Here is a 17,841-nt window from a genome sequence, read left to right on the forward strand (position 1 = left end):
AAAAACATATCGTATGGATACTAAGGTAATAGGTGGCAAAATTGCCCAGGCGCGAAAGTCGCTGAATATGTCTTGTGCGGCGCCAATTTTGCAGGCGCCGATTTGACCGGTAGCTCATTTGACACCATCGATGCGAGTGAAGCCAGTTTTGATGGCGCAAATCTGACAGACTGCAACTTTTCTGTCACTGACCTTACGAATGCAAGCTTCCATAAATCCATCCTTGTGCGCACTACCCTGAGCATGTCTGGACAAGGCGCGAAGTTCACAGATGTAAATCTCATCGATGTCAAGTTTAGCAAGTCCGACCTTAGGACAGCAGTCTTTGAGAACTGTATCTTTAACAACGTTGATTTCAATAATTGCGACCTGCGAGAACTTTGTTTTGACGGGCAGACCTTCACCGGTGTGAGGTTTAACAAGTCTGTGCTGAACGACGTTTCGTTTAGGGGAGCGACACTCAGAAATGTGTCATTCACACTACCTTTTTCCGTGACCAACAAATCCTACCTTGCTATGAAAACCATCTGCTTTGATGGTGCGACAATGGATAAGCTGACCTATGTTGCACTTAAAGGTTTAGGGGTCATGGAGTTGTCAAAGGTGACCGTTATTTAAAAGAAAACAGCTTGATTCACGTGAGGGAAGGGTAAAAGTCATCTGCTCTCATGGCGGATTTAACAGTCACTTTGAATGCAGTAATAAACACGATTACTATCTGATTCCTGTAGGGAAACCTTTTATATGCCAAAACGCTTGAAAACCTTTGTGCTGAGGGAATATTTTTCTTTGGCTTTTTTTGCCAGCTACAAATGATTATCGGTTGCATTTTGTGGCTGTAGCAGCGCAATAGCCTTTGCGCTGCAGTAGTCAGTATAATTTTCAGTATACCAGTAACAGTTAAACCTTTCAGAGGGTGGCTGCTGTATTGTAGCAATGAGTGGTTGTAGTTTAAGGACCATTTTCCCACTCTACAAACTTAGCTAGTTATGAAAATCCACCCTCTGATTACCACTGTATTACTATGCCTGTTATGCTGGTCGCGTACTTCGGCCAGCTACAAGCCAGCAAATCCAACGAGCGCACTGACTGCCGCCGACACATCGGTTTCCTCACTGATCAGCAGTGCGGAATGGGATGTACTGTTTCCCCACCGTTTCAATCCGGACGACCGCACCGGCGCCGGGATGCTGCCCATGAGTGCTGCCAAAGATTTCTATTCGTATAACAACTTCGTGGAAGCTGTACGGCGCATGTCCAATATTAAAGTACTGCTGGAAAGACGCTGTGGCACTGATTATTACCGGATCACCCGTACTGATAAAACCACGGGTGTTACCACAGTGATCAGGACCGATCCCGGTTTCAATGATCCTACCTGGAACGGGCTTGCTATTATTACACAGGTGCTGGACTACGGCACATTTGCCGGAGAAGGCGATATCAATGCCCGGAAAAGGGAGCTGGTAGCCTTCCTGGCCAACATATCCCAGGAAACAACCGGAGGCTGGCCCACAGCTCCGGGTGGTCAATACGCCTGGGGGTTGTATTTCCGCGAAGAACAAGGTTACGAAGGAACCAGCAACATCGGTTACCGGGATGAGACCAATACCATATACCCTCCGGCACCGGGAAAATCGTATCATGGAAGGGGCCCTATTCAGCTCAGTTACAACTACAATTATGGGCAGGCCAGCGAGCTGATATTCGGCGACAAAAACGTATTGCTGGCCAACCCGGAAAAAGTAATACAGGATGGCATTATAGCCTTCGAAACCGGTCTCTGGTTCTGGATGGCGCCTCAGTATCCCAAACCGTCATGCCATGATGTAATGATTCCGGGGAAATGGACACCCACACCAGCTCAACAGACTGCCGGCATCAAGCCAGGATTTGGTGCTACCATCAATATCATTAATGGTGGTATCGAATGTGGCAGCGGACAGGAAAACACCAAAGCGCTGAGCCGCATTGCACACTACCAGCGCTATGCTACCATCAAGCAGGTAAGCCTGGAACTTAACGGCGGTAATAATACTGTGAACTGCGGATGCGCCAATATGGCCAGATTCACCGTCGACAACGGAGAATGTGCCAGTCTTACATCCATCCGTTTCCTGCAACCCGCCAATGGCATCCTYTCCACTACATCATTAGGTCCGGTTACCCTGGCCGTTACCAAAAATGATCCCCGCCATGAGATCAGTAAAATCCAGATCACTGTAAATAACCAGCTTTTCAATGATTCTGTTATACAATGGACGCCACCAGCATACAATAAATATACTGCTACGGCCAGGGGTATACGAAATGGRCTGGATACAGTGATCACTACTGTAAGTTTTGCCGTATGGAACAGTATTACGTTTGAAGGTTGCGTCAATCTCCCACAGTGGCAAGCTTCCCAGAACTACACCACTGCAGGAAATATTGTGCTTTACAACAACAATATTTACCGCAATAAATGGTGGGCAGGCAGTGCCAGCGTACCAGGCAGCAGCGACACATGGGAACTGCTGGGCGCCTGTACCAACGGTCCACGGACGGATACCGGTTGTGGTGGTGTTGCCGAATGGATGTCTTCTAAAGCCTATTCTACCGGCAACCAGGCCGCTTATAAAAGCAAAATCTACAAGGCTAACTGGTGGACTCAAAACAACCCACCCGACCAGAACAGTGGAGCAGGGCAGCCATGGGCATACGTACGGGATTGTGGCAGCACAGCAGCAACGAGTCAAGTAGTCAACAATGCAACGGTTTACCCCAATCCTGTTGTAGGTAATGTGCTGAATGTGAAATTCTCCACACCGGCAGGAGGGAAGTACTATCTGTCAATTCTCCATAGCACTACATTACAGCTGATGCAACAGGTGAACTATGCAGCCTCTCATGATGGCTCCCATGCCGTGCAGCTGGATGTAAGCCGTCTTCCGGCCGGCTCCTGGATACTTCAGATCAATGGTGATGGCAGTAACAGGAACAGTGCTGTTATCTTTATAAAAAATTAAACCCGACAAAGCCTGTTACAGCCCTGCATTCAGCAAGCCCTCCTGGGTTCACGCCGTGTGCAGGGCTGCCAGCTTTTTGGGTAAATAAATAGTCAGGGAAGAAAAGCAGGCAGATAGATCTCAAAGATCCTTTATCGCTTCACAAAACCGCAGACTGCTTCCACAAAGGCCGGGCTGTTCTCATAATACAACATGTGCCCTCCGTGTATCACTTTTACAGTAGCATTGGGGAATGCAAAGGCCTTATGTGTTTTTGTGCCAATGGCGTGATCGTCAGTTCCCGCAATGATGAGTACAGGCACTTTCAGCTCCCGCGTAGCAGGCGTATAATCCTGGAAATATTCAGGGTATTGGGCTTGTTTGCTCAATATGCTCATACCAAAATCGATCGTGCGTTCATAGTTGTCAACGCTCATTTGTTTGTCGATGGTAGCCGTATCATCGGTCAGCATCTTATATCCCATTCCCTGCTTACGTAAAGCCGAAAAAGTATTTTGTTCCAGCCGGCTAAGACTATCCTTTGTTATCCCGGCTGGAAGTGTGGTATCCCTGCCCAGCAGTTGCAACTGGTACTGCACCCGCTCCAACATGGCATTATAGCCGTTGGCGTGAAGCGTTGAGTTTGCCAGTATAAGCCCTTTTACGCTTTCAGGGAATTGCTTAGCATAATTGAAGGCGATGATACCGCCGAATGAATGGGCCAGCAGGTAGATGTCTTTCACCCCCAGCTGTTGCCGTAACTCTTCTATGTCCTGTAGCATGCGGGGAAGATGATAGTTGGCGGCATTCTGCGATTTACCTGAACCCCGTTGATCCAGGTATACCATGGTAAAACATTTTTCCAGCTCATTGCCTTTCAGCAGCTCGAAGGAACGACAACCCTGCCCGGGACCGCCATGAATGAAAAAACAGACAGGACCCCTTCCGGACACTTTTACATATAAATCAGTGCTATCACTGGTTTTGAACATAAATGTCCGATTGGCCAGTGACTGGGCTTGTACAGATAAGAGAAACAGCGGCGCCACGCAGAACAGCAGGAGTATACTAAGTTTTTTCATACCAGGTATTAGTTAAAAGATCGTCTGAATTCCGGTATCTGGCAGGCTTTGGTAAGTCTGACAGCCGCTGCAGCCCGGATAAAAAATGAAACGCATGCAGCACTTCTTCATTCATCTTGTGAATTTAGCTTTTTAATTGTTTTCTTCCCACCCAAATCCGCTATTTTCACGCTATCAAATACTATCCGCATGCCCACGCTGTCCCTCTGCATGATTGTACGCAATGAAGAAGAAGTAATTGATCGCTGCCTGGCCGCCGTATACCCGCTCGTTGATGAAATCATTATTGTAGATACCGGTTCTACTGATAATACCGTTGCCGCCTGTTATAAATACACACTCCGTGTGTTACCGTATATCTGGCAGCAGGATTTTGCCGCCGCACGTAACTATGCCTTTGCGCAGGCTACCTGCGACTATATCCTCTGGCTGGATGCGGACGACCTGATCGCACCGGACCAACTGCAGCTGCTACTGGCCCTGAAAGAACGACTCTCCGCGGATGTTTATTTTCTGCCTTATGACTACGCCCAGGATGAATACGGACAATCTGCCTGCACGTTGTTCCGTGAGCGTATTGTCAGAAATGACGGCACCTTCCGCTGGAAATATCCTGTGCATGAAGTGATCGACGGTACCATGGGCAGAATATCTTCTTATGAACAGATCGTTATCCGCCATGCCAGAACAGCCGATGGCGCTGCTGCTGACCAGGGCCGCAACCTTGCTATACTGCAACAGGCGGTTCTCCAGGATGAATACCGGTCTGACCCCAGGATATGGTATTACCTTGGCCGCGAGTTGCACGACCATCACCGCTGCGAGGAAGCTATTACTGCGTTCAGTCACTTCCTCTCATTTCCGGATAGCTGGCAGGAAGAACGCATGATGGCCACTTTCCGCATCGCACAATGCTACGCTTTCCTCAGTACTGCTGATAACGCTTACGCCTATACGGCAAGGGAATATGCGCGGAAAGCCATTGCCCTTGATGAACGCTGGGCCGAGCCTTTTTTTGTGATGGGGGAACTGGCCTATTTGGAAAAACATTACGATGAAGCCATTTACTGGTTCCGGCAATGCCTGCGGGAACTACCGCCGGTACTGAGTCCTGTAAGCCGGGAAGTGTATCTGTTGAGACCCTGCGTTTACCTCGTGCTTTGCTATGATCAACTACAACAATATGAATCCGCCTGGGAATACAATGAAAAAGCACTGACCGTCAAACGGCATGACAGTGGACTTCTCTATAACCGTGAGTACCTGGCCCGGCAGTTGACAAAACAAAATAGTATTGCCTGGTACGGGGAATCCGTTTCTCCGCAGTTCCCTTCCTATCGTATCCGTGCATTGCAGATACACGCGGAGTTACAACGCCTGGGAGTGGATAACATCATGACCGATGATCCCCTGGTATTACTGCGATACAGTCACCTCATTTTTTTCAAATCTTTTGCGGAAGAAGAGTATGAGGTGATGCTACGGATGAAACAGTTGGGAAAACGTATATTCCTGGACGTTACAGAAGATCTCCTGGTGCATACGGCCGATTTTCCGTACTATCTGCCCATGATACAACTGGCGGATACGGTTATCTGTTGCTCCCATGTACTGGCAGAACGGTTGGCTCCCTGGAGCCAGGCAGTAGTGGTGATCGAAGATGCGGTAGAAACAGTGACACATCAACACCAGGTATCTCCTTCCCGTATGCTGACCGCCGGCTGGTTTGGCATGCCGGAGAATGCCCGCCATGCAGAGGCGCTGCGTCCTTTGCTGGAAGAGCAGGGATGCCGCCTGGTGACGATACACAACGGTCCTGGTTACGATAAATACTGGACCACCGATACCTGGCAGCATCACCTGGCGCAATGCGATTTCGTGATTGCTCCGCTGGATGTAGCCGCACAGCCCTGCAAGTCCAATAACAAGGTAACTACTGCCATGGCCATGGGACTGCCCGTGGTTGCTGCTCCGCTGGATGCATATACACGCATCATCCGCCATGGTATCAACGGTTTTATTGCAGATACAACGGCGGCATGGCAGGCTGCTATCAGCCAGTTGCAGGATCCGTTGCGAAGGCTGCAGTTGCGGGAGTATGGCCATCACACAGCCATGTCATTCAGGCCCGTCAATATTGCATTGAAATGGTGGCGGACAATATCTCCTGAAACCTACGAACAGTCCGCGGTAGATATTATCATTCCAACGATCTACGACACGCCGCACCTGTATCACTGCATCAACAGTATACTGGCGTGTACACATACACCTTTCCATATCATTGTGGTGCATAGCGGCATGCATCCGCTGTCGCTGCCGCTGGAAGTGCGGGTTATCCCGGCCGGCTCGCTCAACTATGCAGCAGCTATTAATCTTGGTATAGCCCATAGCAATGCGCCATACATCTGCATGATGAACGACGACGTGATTGTGTCTGACGGCTGGCTGTCACCGTTGTTGGAAGATATTCGTCAGGGCGCTGGCTTCAGTAATCCTTTGTCCAACTGCGATGAAGGCTTCCTGCACGACTATCGCCTGGAAATAAAATCAGTGCGGTTGGGCGCCGGTACGAATATGCTGCATAATGAACAGATTGTGCATCGCGCGCAACCGGAGGCTGGTATTGATCCTTCGGCTATCTGGAACTATCAGCCGGGTGTGCAGCCGCGGCGGTATTACCGGGACTGGGTGCCGTTTTTCTGCACCCTTACCAGCAGATCGCTGTTGGAACAGGTGGGCCTGCTGGATGATGGGTTTAACAATGGTTGTGAAGATGTAGACCTGTGCCGGCGAGCCTCGGCGCTGGGCTACACGTCTGTTGTCAATGAAAACAGCTTCGTGTTTCATTTCGGTGGAACCAGCACTATCCCCTATGTAACGGAACACCCGGCAGAAAAAGATGCCACACATCAGTTGTATCGGCACAAATATCGCGCACCACTGTTATGCATACACGCCGGCCTGGCGTATGAAAACTGGAATGCCCATACGATCCTGGAATGCGGCATTGGTGGCTCCGAAACAGCAGTAGCTGCGCTGGCCGCCGCATTTGTATCGGAAGGATACAGAGTGGTGGTTTGCTGTGCCTGTGAAGGGAAATCCGGCATCATAGATGGCGTAGAATATATTCCGCTGGAGGCATTCCAACATTTTGCTGATCGTAATTTTATGGAGATATTGATCGTCTCCCGCTACCTGTCCACACTTCAATATCGTGTGCGTGCCCGTAAAAAATACTTCTGGCTTCATGACGTGATTGCGATGTCCGGAGGAAATGACGTTGCAGCATTCCTGCATCAGCTTCGCTCTCTCGATGGCATATGCTGCCTAAGCCCCTGGCACCGCGAGTTGGTGGCTAACTACTACCAGATCTCTCCAGAGAAAATATTTATCATCGGTAATGGCATCGATGTGTCCCGCTTCCGCCAAACGCGGGAAAAAACGCCGGACAGATTTATTTATTCTTCCAGTCCTGACCGTTCACTGGATAAGCTATTGCGCTTGTTCCCGGCTATACGACAAGTGTTGCCGGATGCTACCCTGCATATTTATTATGGTTTTGATAACTGGGAGAAAAGCCTGGAACACATAGGTAATGCGGCTCAACTGGCGTTGCGTGATGAAATCAGATCGGGGATGCAACAAACGGGGGTATTTTATCATGGCCGTGTGGATCAACAAACATTGGCAGCAGCATTCCTGGAGAGTGACATCTGGTTGTATCCTACCAGCTTTACAGAAACATTCTGCATCACCGCGCTGGAAGCCCAGGCCGCACGTACTTTGTGTATATGCACACCACTGGCAGGGCTGTTGTCTACGGTTGCAGACAGAGGTATTTTCCTGGAAGTAAGCCCCGATGATGCCGGATTTGATGAACATGTAATAGCCGTAATAACCGCTATTCAGCAGGATACCCGCCGGAAAACCATGCTGCTGGACCGTGCCGAAGCATGGGCCTTACAACAGTCATGGTCTTCCATTGCCCGGCAGTGGATACATATTTTTAACCACTCAACTGAAATCCACTACGCTGGTAGGGAGGTACAAGCCGTCCAGTGTTAACAGCGGATGGTGCATGTTGCCGTTGGTGGCGGCAAATAAGGACAGCACCAGGCTTACTTTGCCGGTGGTATCTTTTCCTGCCACCTGGTTATCTCTGAACCATCCTGTAATAGCATTGGCAAACGGCGCCGTGAATGTGACGATGTTCTTGCCATTCACGTTGGCCGGTGTCGCCAACACAATAGGTAAGGTAGGTCCCAGCATCGCAGGGGCATCAGGGCTGGTCTGCAAGGTAAAGGTGTAGCCAGCCTGGAGCTGCAACATGATCTCTCTGTCCGGCGCCGCTTTAAACAACACCTCGAAGAAGTTGTCCAGCAAAGTTTGCAGTTTCACCTTCTGCAGGGAGGAAGCATCTGGGGTGAACTCCGCAATATTGATAGCCGTCTGACTGTTAAGGTTCGGATAGCAGGCGCCCGCAAACCGGATGTATGGTGTAATGTAGCGGAATGCATCGTTGGTGGGCTGGCCTGCGAGTACTTCATTGCGGTGGATAGCCACACCTGCCCATGCATTTTCATCTATCAGCACATTATTGCGCTGAATGGTTACACCACGTTCGCTGTATTGTTTCCTGCCGGCGTAAGACAACGGCGTTTCTGCATCGTTGGTTACCTGCACGAAGGCGTAAATCTGTGTTTCTCCGTCGTATGCATATGGCTTCGTTGTATAGCCATCGATGGTAATCACCGGGATTATCTTCTCCACCAGTGCCGGTTCTGCGGGTCGTACACTGATCAGGAGGTTGCCGGTATTTTTGTCTTCATATTCTGTGATAATATATTTCAGCGTTTTTGGTTTCAGCAGGTTGCTGTCGTCCTGATTTTTTTTGAACCAGGCAGGCCATGCATCAGCTACCTGTCGTACCATCCATGCGTACGATTGCAGCGCGATCAGACTGTTCTCGTTGTTGGCGGCAATGTCCGACATAATGGGTTCGTAGGCTACGCTGAACTGCAGGAGGGCTTCGAACAGGTCGGGTGGCGTGGCGCTGAGATCCATGCCATCGTTGTTGTTGTCCACTACATTCAATCTGATTTCCAGGTAAATCAGGTCCTGGCGGGCGATGACGTAATTGTAGCTAAACGTGTAGTCCCATTGTAACGCAGCTTCCAGCGCTTCGTGCGCATTATTTTCCGCCTCAGGTGGCGGGGTGGCGGTACCTGTTTGCACCACCAGTGAAGGTGCGGTGGGATAAGCTTTCAGCGGAATGGGAATATCTGCCTGGATAAGTGCTTTATTATCTGCGCCGGTTTGCAGCAGCGGAATAGCAAGTGTTAGCCAGGATGAGGGCGTATAGCCGTTGATAGGTGTACCGAAATTGTGTTCGAGTGCGGTCAGTTGGAAGTTCAGCCCTGCCTGGAATGCATCGATAAGATCTATGCTCTGGTTGGCACCGGTGCTGCCTTCCGGACGTACGGAGAACAGGGTAGTGATGTTACTCTGTCCATCAACACTTTTACCGGCCGGTAACGGGATCTTCACTGGTGAGAAGCTGTAAGCATTCTGCGGAATATCTTTGGAGGCAAATACCAGGTTGCCGTAGAGATTAGGTGGGGGAGATGTGAACCCTTGCTGAACGGTAACTTCCGTCTGCACAATAGCATCGGTGCGGTACATGTTGCCTAGTAGTGTAAGCAACTGTTGTTTTGTCGCTTCCCTGGCCACCGGGAGTTGTTGTGTGCTGCCGTTTTTCAGGATATTGGTGAGCTGATTGTCTGCCACGGCCGCGGCAATGGCCCGTTTGGATTGTTCAATTACCCGGAAAGGTGTTTTCAGGAACGTTGCTGCACCTGATTGTTCTACTATCCATGCGGTAGCCGAGGCGGCAGGGGAAAGGAAATTATCTGCTGCATCCACAAATGTTCTGGCCAGCACTTCAATGTCAATACCGGCATAGGATTTATTTTCTGCCGTTGCGTTGCCAAGGAAGGTTCCGGGGTTGTAAGTGCGAATGGGTACCGGTCTGTTAATGTCTGTGCTGGGCCTGGAAATCAGCGAGGTGGAAAGTGGCGCGATAGCAAAATAAACCGGTGTCGGGTTTACCTGGTAACTGATGCCAGGCATGGTGCCGTTGGCAAACCTTAACAGCCATATTTCCTTGCCGGAGGAACTTTCTGTGGCGTCTTCTGCTGCATCGTCCTCAGCGCCGGGAGCAATACTGCCCGACTGTCCAACCGCTACTTTCATCACCGGCAATGCCTGTTCCAGTGCTTTGGCAAAGATACTCAGGGCGGTGGTATCACTTTCTTTTCCATCGTAGAGGTCCGGCGCAATAGTGGTATCAGCCCTGCGGATACCCGGCTCCTGCGTAAACTGAGGATCGATGTATAAGGTACGTTCTATGCTGATGGCCACCGTCAGGTGGAAAATAAATGCCGCATTCAGTTTCGTAGGGTCGATACCGTAGGTTAAAACGGTTTTTACCGGCTGCAGGTCGCTGATGGGTATCCCGTCAATCATTTCCAGGAAACCAATGATACGGGTAACATATTCCTGCAACGCGGCCAATGGTGCTGTAGCCGGGGCTTCCAGTGTGCCCAGGCTGGTGGTTACATTTACCGCTATGCCGGGTTGTGCAAGCTGATAAGCTATCTGGCGATACCGCTTCAGGTCCTGTTGTGCGAGGGCAAAGGGCTGCTTCGCATCTTTATACCGGTCCGCACCCAGCACCAGGTGTATATTCAGTGTTGGTTTCTTTGTGGTGGTATCAATGGCGATACTGTAATTCCTGGCAATGTTAATCCACTGATCTATTCCGATCACGGGGTCTGTATAACCAGGTGTGATCTGTTGCTGTATCTTCCCGGTATCGTCTTTAATGAGCGTGTTGCCRAATACATCCAGGAAGTTGAAACGGATGGTAGCCGTTTTGCCGTTGGCCCCGTAGGGGTCCGTCTGCCTGCCGTTTGCGGATACTGGTTCCGCAAAGGGGTAGATGGGTAATACGCCGCCGTAATTCCAGGTGGTATCGTTATCTGGCTGTGTGGATACGGCGCCTACAGCGTTCTTTACATCATCTTTCTGATCCAGCGGACCGGCTGGTAATGCATAATCTGTTTGGCGGAATACGCCGGAAGTAGCGTCAATACGGTATTCCATCAGTTGGAATAATTCACTGAGCTGTTGGTCAGCGCTATCAGCCAGGCTGTTGGCGCGCAGTGTGGCCGGGTTGGCCCGCTGCCCTTTGAACATACCTGTTCCCGGCAGAATGGTAGCCTGTATAGTTTGCAGTACCGGATCAAAAGTATCCGTTTGTGCTTTGGTGAGTGCGATGCCTGCATAAACGGAATCCTGTGCAGGATCTGTTTTGGTATCTATTACTACGCTGTTCACATATTTCGGCAGAATAAACCCGTTGCTGGCGCTGTCTACCGGGATATTGTAAGATACAAGTATGGTGATGTTGCCTTTACCTTCTTCATCAAAAATATACCCTGGCAATCCGCCACCGGTAGCATTGCTATAGTGCAGATAATAACCGCCCGAGCGTACGATGGAGCATTCCCACAAGAAACGCAGGAAGGTGGGGGCATCCATGCCCAACAGGTTACCTGCGGCTGCTTCTGATTGCATTGTGGCAAGCAGACCGGGGTTGGAAACGGTGGAGAAGTTGGTTTGCAACAGGAAGGTTTTATACTTACTGAGTGCATTCGACACAAGGCCGTTTACCGGTTCACCATCGTTGTTTTTTGCAGTGTTGTCGGTAAACAGTATATCCAGGTTGGCGATGGGAGGGGTAGTGGCTAACAGCAGTTGTTGCAGTAGCTGACCATCGGCTTCTCCGCATCCTTCCACTACATATACATTATCCAGGTAACTGCCAGGCATGGCTGCTGCAGGTACCTGGCGGATACTAACGGTAACGGATGTACTCCAATACAGTGGCTTCAATGACGTTTCATCTTCCAGGCTGAAAGCGGTGCTGGCAGACTGTATAAGCATCTGGTAAGGAATGCCGGGATGCACGCTGAGATATTGTTGTAGCTGTGCGGGGAACATCCATATGTAGCTGTCGCCGGAAGTATTGGTGCGTTGCTGTGCGTTCGGATTTTGCCAGGTGAAGCTGTTAGCCAGTGCAAATGTTTTGGGGTGCAGGCGGTAACGGCGTACATCGGGTTGTGCATCCAGCGTAATGCCGGGTACCCATTGCGATTTCAGTAGTGCTGCTGCAGCATCGGACATGGCCTGGTTGAATTCAAATAACAGTGAGCCGGTAATGCCGAGGTTCAGCCAGAGCCGCGACTTATCCGCCTCCAGTTTTACGGTCTGACCCAGCACGGTGGCGGTCAGGTTAAACTGCTGCCAGGAAGCTTCGTATAGCCCTATACGTGACTTATCATTAATAGCTTTGGGAATGCGCAGGCCATGCAGGAAGAACCGCGATACGGTGTCTCCCAGGTTGGAGAGGTTAAACTGTGGTCCGGCCTGTAATTCATCCAGTATTTCCTTTACTGTTTTAGTCGCCACAAAAGCATGCAGCAATCCGGTTCCCATGCGGAAGAGGCCCGGCTGATCAATGTTGTGGCTGAGGAAGGTATGGAATGGTATATTATACCTGCCTGCTACTGTCCAGAGTGTATGCGTATCCGTATCCGGTATACTGTAAACGAACGATGGCACATCTACCATACCCTGCGTGGTCACACTTACATTGTCTGCACCCGGCAGCACTTTCAGTAAATCTGCCAGTTGTTCATTGTCGCGGAGGCGATGTCTGAAGCCGGGGATACGTACTTTCGCGCCGGCATACAGTGGCTGATGACGGTTGGAGAACGCTAATTCTTCTGCGGTAACACCATAATGCTGATAACGTTTTGCGATGATGGCAAAAGTATCATCAGTGCCCACCTGCAGCGTGGTTTGTTTGTATCCGTTAATGACATCCTGCAGTGCTGATTTTGCCATCATGGTGAAATAGTCACTAAACAGGAATTCTGCCATGGTAACAATATCATCTTCTCTCACAAGCGCTTGCGCATTACGCGCTTTAGCCTGCACCTGCATATCGGTGAAGTACTGTTTGATATATTGCAGGTATGCCGGATCGCAGGCGCCCATTTCACTGAACTTCACCTTGGGCTGTCCGCTCACAGTCATTTCAAGGAAAGGAATCATTGGGAAGTATCCTACCTCCAGGCTCGTTTCACTGAAAGTGGCAGACTGGTTCGCTTGCTGGGTGGTGATAGCTACTTCTTTAAATGCCTGCGGGAAGAAATGCTCGTACATATCTTCCAGGTTGATGGCATCTGCGCTTCCGTTGGAAAATTGCTCCTGTGAGAAGTAAGCGAAGATGGCATTGACATCCTCCACGGCAACCGGCTGGTCCAGGATATTCAGCTCCTGTTCGGGTTTGGCGCTGAAATAGGCATTGAATACCCACGCAAGAAAAGCACGGCTTAATACGGTGAAATCTGTATTGTTGGCGGATTTAGGCTGATTGGCAATATACAGCAGCGATATGCCCACTGGTACTTTGCCCGATGCCTCACTGTTGCTGTATTTTACAGATAGCTGCGGTATGAACAGGAGGTTGAGTTTTTCTTTCGGGTAGGTCATGGGGGCTACCCAGTCCATTTTTGGAATGTCTAGATCTCTTATCATATCCAGYGGTGTGAAGTAAGCGCTGCGATCTAGCATCTTTCCGGAATCCCACGGTGCCGTGCCATTGGAGCCGATGGTAAAGCTGTCTGAAATGGTAGTGCGGAAAGAACAACTGATACTGATGCTGAACAGGCCGAGGTTAATGCGCACTTTAACTGCGGCATATACTTCTGCAGTGAAGGTAACCAGCGATTGCCGGTATGCTTCCAGCACCAGTTGGGCGGCAATGCGCACCATGACTTCCAGGGTGGCGCTGATGATGGCGAAATCTATCTCTCCGTAAATCCTTCCTACCAGGGCTGCCTGTGCCTGTATCCTGTAGTACAGCTCTTCCTGAGATGCTTTTACAACTGCATTAGGATTGGCTTTGTACCAGGCCAGAACACCTTCCAGTATTACCTGGATAGTAAGGCTCAACTCCGCTTTCAGAATGCCTTTGTCAATACTTTTGCCGATGCCGGCGCGGATGCCTATACCGAAGATGATAACCGGATTGAACTGCCCGTCAGCTTTGGGAAGCATGGTAGCGGTATCGTTGCTGAGCTTACCAAAATAGAATCCTCCCGAGCCGGTGAATATAGACAGTTCCAGTCCGAATGAGCGGGAGAAGTCGCCGTTCTTCGGAAAGCCCATATCTATAATGAAATCACCGTTGGTATAGATAGAAAGTGTGATCGCAGGCAATGTAACGGATACTGCACCAAACTGCTGCTGCCGTACGAAGTCGGGAAGTACCAGGTCTATCTGATATACACCAACGTTATCGTTTATTTTTTTGTAGAGAACTTCGAAGTAAAGGTTCTTGAATTTACCATCTGTAACGCCAATGGATATACCATACATTACCGGGTCATAAAATACGATGTTGAATTGTATGTATTCCACGATCAGGAACTTCGCGCCAAACAGTATGCCGTTGTTTTTGTCGAAATACAGGGATGGCGGGAGYTTTCCGCTGCTGCCGTCTTCCTTGAATGCATCGGCGAGGTTGGTAATGGCTTGTGATACAGAGGTAGCGGGTTTGGGCTGAATAATGCCGACCTGGTTGCCGATTCCCAGGAACTGCAACTTGAAGGTGCTGTTGCCGAATCCCGGAACGGCCGGTGCCTGTGCGGGATCGCGCAGGTCCCAGTCGGGTCGTTGCGCCGGCTGCAACTGATCAATAGGCATACCCAGGAAAGTACCTTTGGTGACCTTAAACATTACCGGGCCGTTATTGGTGCCTGGGTCAGGAGAATAGAGCAGGCTCAGTTCCTGGATGTTTATAAACACCAGGTTGATGTTGGCCGGCCATACCAGTCCTATTGTTTTTTGATTGGTGACTTTATCCTGCTGGAAAACAAAATTGATATTATTAACAGGAATATTGTTGATGAAATTCCATGGTGACGGAATCACAGCTACCTCGCCGGTAGCGGCTTCCACGAGGCTGGAGATCACATCGCCCAGGGATAGCGATTGATTAGGATTAGTGGATTGCAGACCGAATTCAAATCGGAGTTCCTTTTCGTTGTTGGTGACATCCGCTTTGGCGATAATGTTTTTGAAGGTCAGGAGGAAGCTGAATTGACTGAAAGCGCCGCTGTTATAAGTGGCTACTGCATCAAAGGTAAGGCCTCCGAAAAGTACCGTACCCTGTACTTTGGTGCCGTTATACGGACTGGCCAGTATCCTGGAGTCATATTTGACATCTACATTGGCATTAAAGGTCAGTTTGTCGAATAGCGTAAGACTGCCGCCCAGTGTGAAATCGAGTGTATTGTAGGGGGTATCAGTTTCTGTAGTGCCTTTCACCATAGCCACATCAATCTGGCTGATTTTTACCTGCGGAATACTTTTGTCGTCAATACCCGGAATATATTTGGCCAGTATTTCATTGACGGTAATGCCGTCAGCTCCCGTATTATCAAGGCTGCCGGAGAAGCTCCAGTTTTTTTGGCTATAGGCAGCAGCCAGTGCGATTATTACTTTGCGACTATCGGTGCCGAAGTTAAACGACCCGTTCGCCGCCATATCCAGGTATTCATCATACTTCTCTACAGAAAAACCTATATTATCCATTTGCAGGTTCATGCCGCCAATGGTGAGGATGGTCCATGTACTGGTAGGCGCAATGGCCATCGCAACGGAGAAGGAACCGGAAGACGGTTCAATGGAAAGATCGAACTGCGTGATCTTCAGGCCAGGAAGAATGTCTACTACAGACTGCGGCATATGCAGTGCCAGCAGGAGTTCTTTCAGATCCAGTTCTTCTTCCAGTGTACCTGCAAATTTCCAGGGATCATTGGAAGAAGGCTTGGTGGCGGACATGCCCAGCACCAGTTTCTTGTTTGTTGCTTTATTGAGTATCCAGGTAACAGTAGCTTCTATATTACCGGAAATATCTTTTTCGCTGACAGAAGTATTGTTAATGGCGAGACTCACCAGCAGGTTGGTGAGTTCAAAGTAACCTGGTACCAGGTTCCAGGCGGGAGAGTCTGGGGTGGATGCTATGGTAAAAGCAAAACGGAGTAGTTTAGATACTTCTCCGAACTGCCAGGAAAGGTCAAGATCGCTGATGACAAAATTGCCAATTTGCATCAGGCCCGGTGGAGATGCGGAAACAAGTGCATTGTTGCCCAGGATACCACTAAGGGAGCTGATAGAAGGCAGCGGAATTTCTTCACTGGTAACGTTCAGCACCCAATTGGTTGCTTCCGGTGTTTTAGCCAGCCTCACCGGAATGGATACATTGCCATCGTCCAGCTGTAGTACGCCTGCGAGCTCGCCGCTGGTGCCTGCAGCAGTGTAGGGCAATGGTATGTCCAGCGCAAGCCGGAAGTTTTTGTCGAGGTAAATGGCCTGCTGCAGCATAGGCAGTGTCCATTCGTTAGCGGAATGGATGGCAAATGCTACTTTGGTAAAAGAGAAACCGTTTTGAAACCTGAAGCGTATGGTCAGGTACTCCAATACAATTTCATTGAGTTTTTCGTATAGCCCTTTAGGTAAGAATCCTTTTACACCGGGGACAATGGCAATCAGTTTTCCGATGCCCAGTGGTTCTTTATCGTTCGCCAGTGTAATATCCCAATCATCTGTGAGTGGGATGGGAATGGTGGCGGATGCCTGTACTTTCTCATCGGGGTTGGCATAATTAACGGCGGCGGTGCCTTTGATGCTGCCGGAAAAGGCGAGTGGATCTGTTGCTTTATATCGTTGGCCCGTCAACGTTAAGGTGATGCCTTCTTCCATCCTGAGTTTATCTTTTACAATCTCCCAGGGAGCTTTTGAACTAACCATTACCTGCACCACGCTGAGGGATTTGGTTTGCGGATCAAATCCGATATAAAATGCATCCAGCTCAATTTTTTCCAGCACAGATATAAACTGTTCCGGCAAAATGCCTGATATGGAGATGCCGGTCAGTTCATCCAATATCGCCACGCCGTTGCTCAGTGGAGTAGGTTTGGGCAGGGAGAGGTACCAGCCGCCGACGCCTATCGGCAGGCCTATTTCTATGGCTACGTTTACGGTACCCTTGGAGTTGACCAGTGAACCGCCGGCGATACACTGGTATGCACTGCCTTCCTTGCCTACGGTATTGACTACACGAAGTGTAGGTGCATCTACGTAAAGATCTGTATAACCCAGGAAGGACCATTTTTCTCCGGTGCCTGTAAGCGTGAAAGCACCGGCGGCGGAATCGAATACAAAAGATAGTCCATCGATGGGAACTGCCGGCACGAGGCCCGGGGTCTTGCTCGCAGGTACCAGTCCAGCTTCGTATATAGCGCTCAACGTCATGGACAGATCCGCATAGCTGTTCATTGTCATGGACAGTTTGCTGTTTTCATCTACCGTAAAAACGGTGTTGATTTTTATCTGCAGACTAAACAGGGTAGCCGTAGCAGTTACCTGCAGCGCGTTATCGTTCGGGTTACTGAATGCAGTGCTGGTGAGCGGGATATTATCTGTCTTTATCAGCTGCTTCAGCAGTTTGATAATATCGGGGGACTCAATGGATGCCTCGCTAAACGCCTGCAGAGAGGTGATTTTCTGCTGCAATTGCTGAATCCGCGGATTAGCCACCGGTGCTATAGCTATGTTTGTCTTCATGGTGTTGA

Annotated in this window: 5 protein-coding genes; 3 read left to right on the forward strand and 2 right to left on the reverse strand. The window is 49.7% G+C overall.

Annotation, left to right across the window (positions count from 1 at the left end):
• The first annotated feature begins 72 nt into the window (after window positions 1-72).
• Both AC1DP6_RS21975 and AC1DP6_RS21980 read left to right on the forward strand, forming a co-directional pair.
• Window positions 73-618 (forward strand): pentapeptide repeat-containing protein, encoded by a 546-nt coding sequence (locus tag AC1DP6_RS21975; RefSeq protein WP_477056739.1) that lies wholly within the window; start codon window positions 73-75, stop codon window positions 616-618.
• Window positions 619-989: 371 nt separating this feature from the next.
• Entirely contained in the window at window positions 990-3,008 is a 2,019-nt protein-coding gene (locus tag AC1DP6_RS21980; protein ID WP_477056740.1) for a glycoside hydrolase family 19 protein, read from the forward strand.
• Between the two features lie 131 nt (window positions 3,009-3,139).
• Here the strand turns inward: AC1DP6_RS21980 and AC1DP6_RS21985 are convergent, their stop codons facing one another.
• Complete coding sequence (locus AC1DP6_RS21985; protein ID WP_477056741.1) at window positions 3,140-4,069, reverse strand: alpha/beta fold hydrolase; 930 nt, start codon at window positions 4,067-4,069, stop codon at window positions 3,140-3,142.
• A gap of 189 nt (window positions 4,070-4,258) precedes the next feature.
• Between AC1DP6_RS21985 and AC1DP6_RS21990 the strand changes: the two genes are divergently transcribed.
• Window positions 4,259-8,137 (forward strand): glycosyltransferase, encoded by a 3,879-nt coding sequence (locus tag AC1DP6_RS21990; RefSeq protein WP_477056742.1) that lies wholly within the window; start codon window positions 4,259-4,261, stop codon window positions 8,135-8,137.
• Here AC1DP6_RS21990 and AC1DP6_RS21995 read toward each other — a convergent pair.
• Entirely contained in the window at window positions 8,087-17,833 is a 9,747-nt protein-coding gene (locus AC1DP6_RS21995) for a hypothetical protein (protein ID WP_477056743.1), read from the reverse strand. The two genes, AC1DP6_RS21990 and AC1DP6_RS21995, sit on opposite strands and share 51 nt — an antisense overlap.
• Window positions 17,834-17,841 lie beyond the last annotated feature (8 nt).

This window comes from Chitinophaga sp. 01L420, from assembly GCF_056399985.1.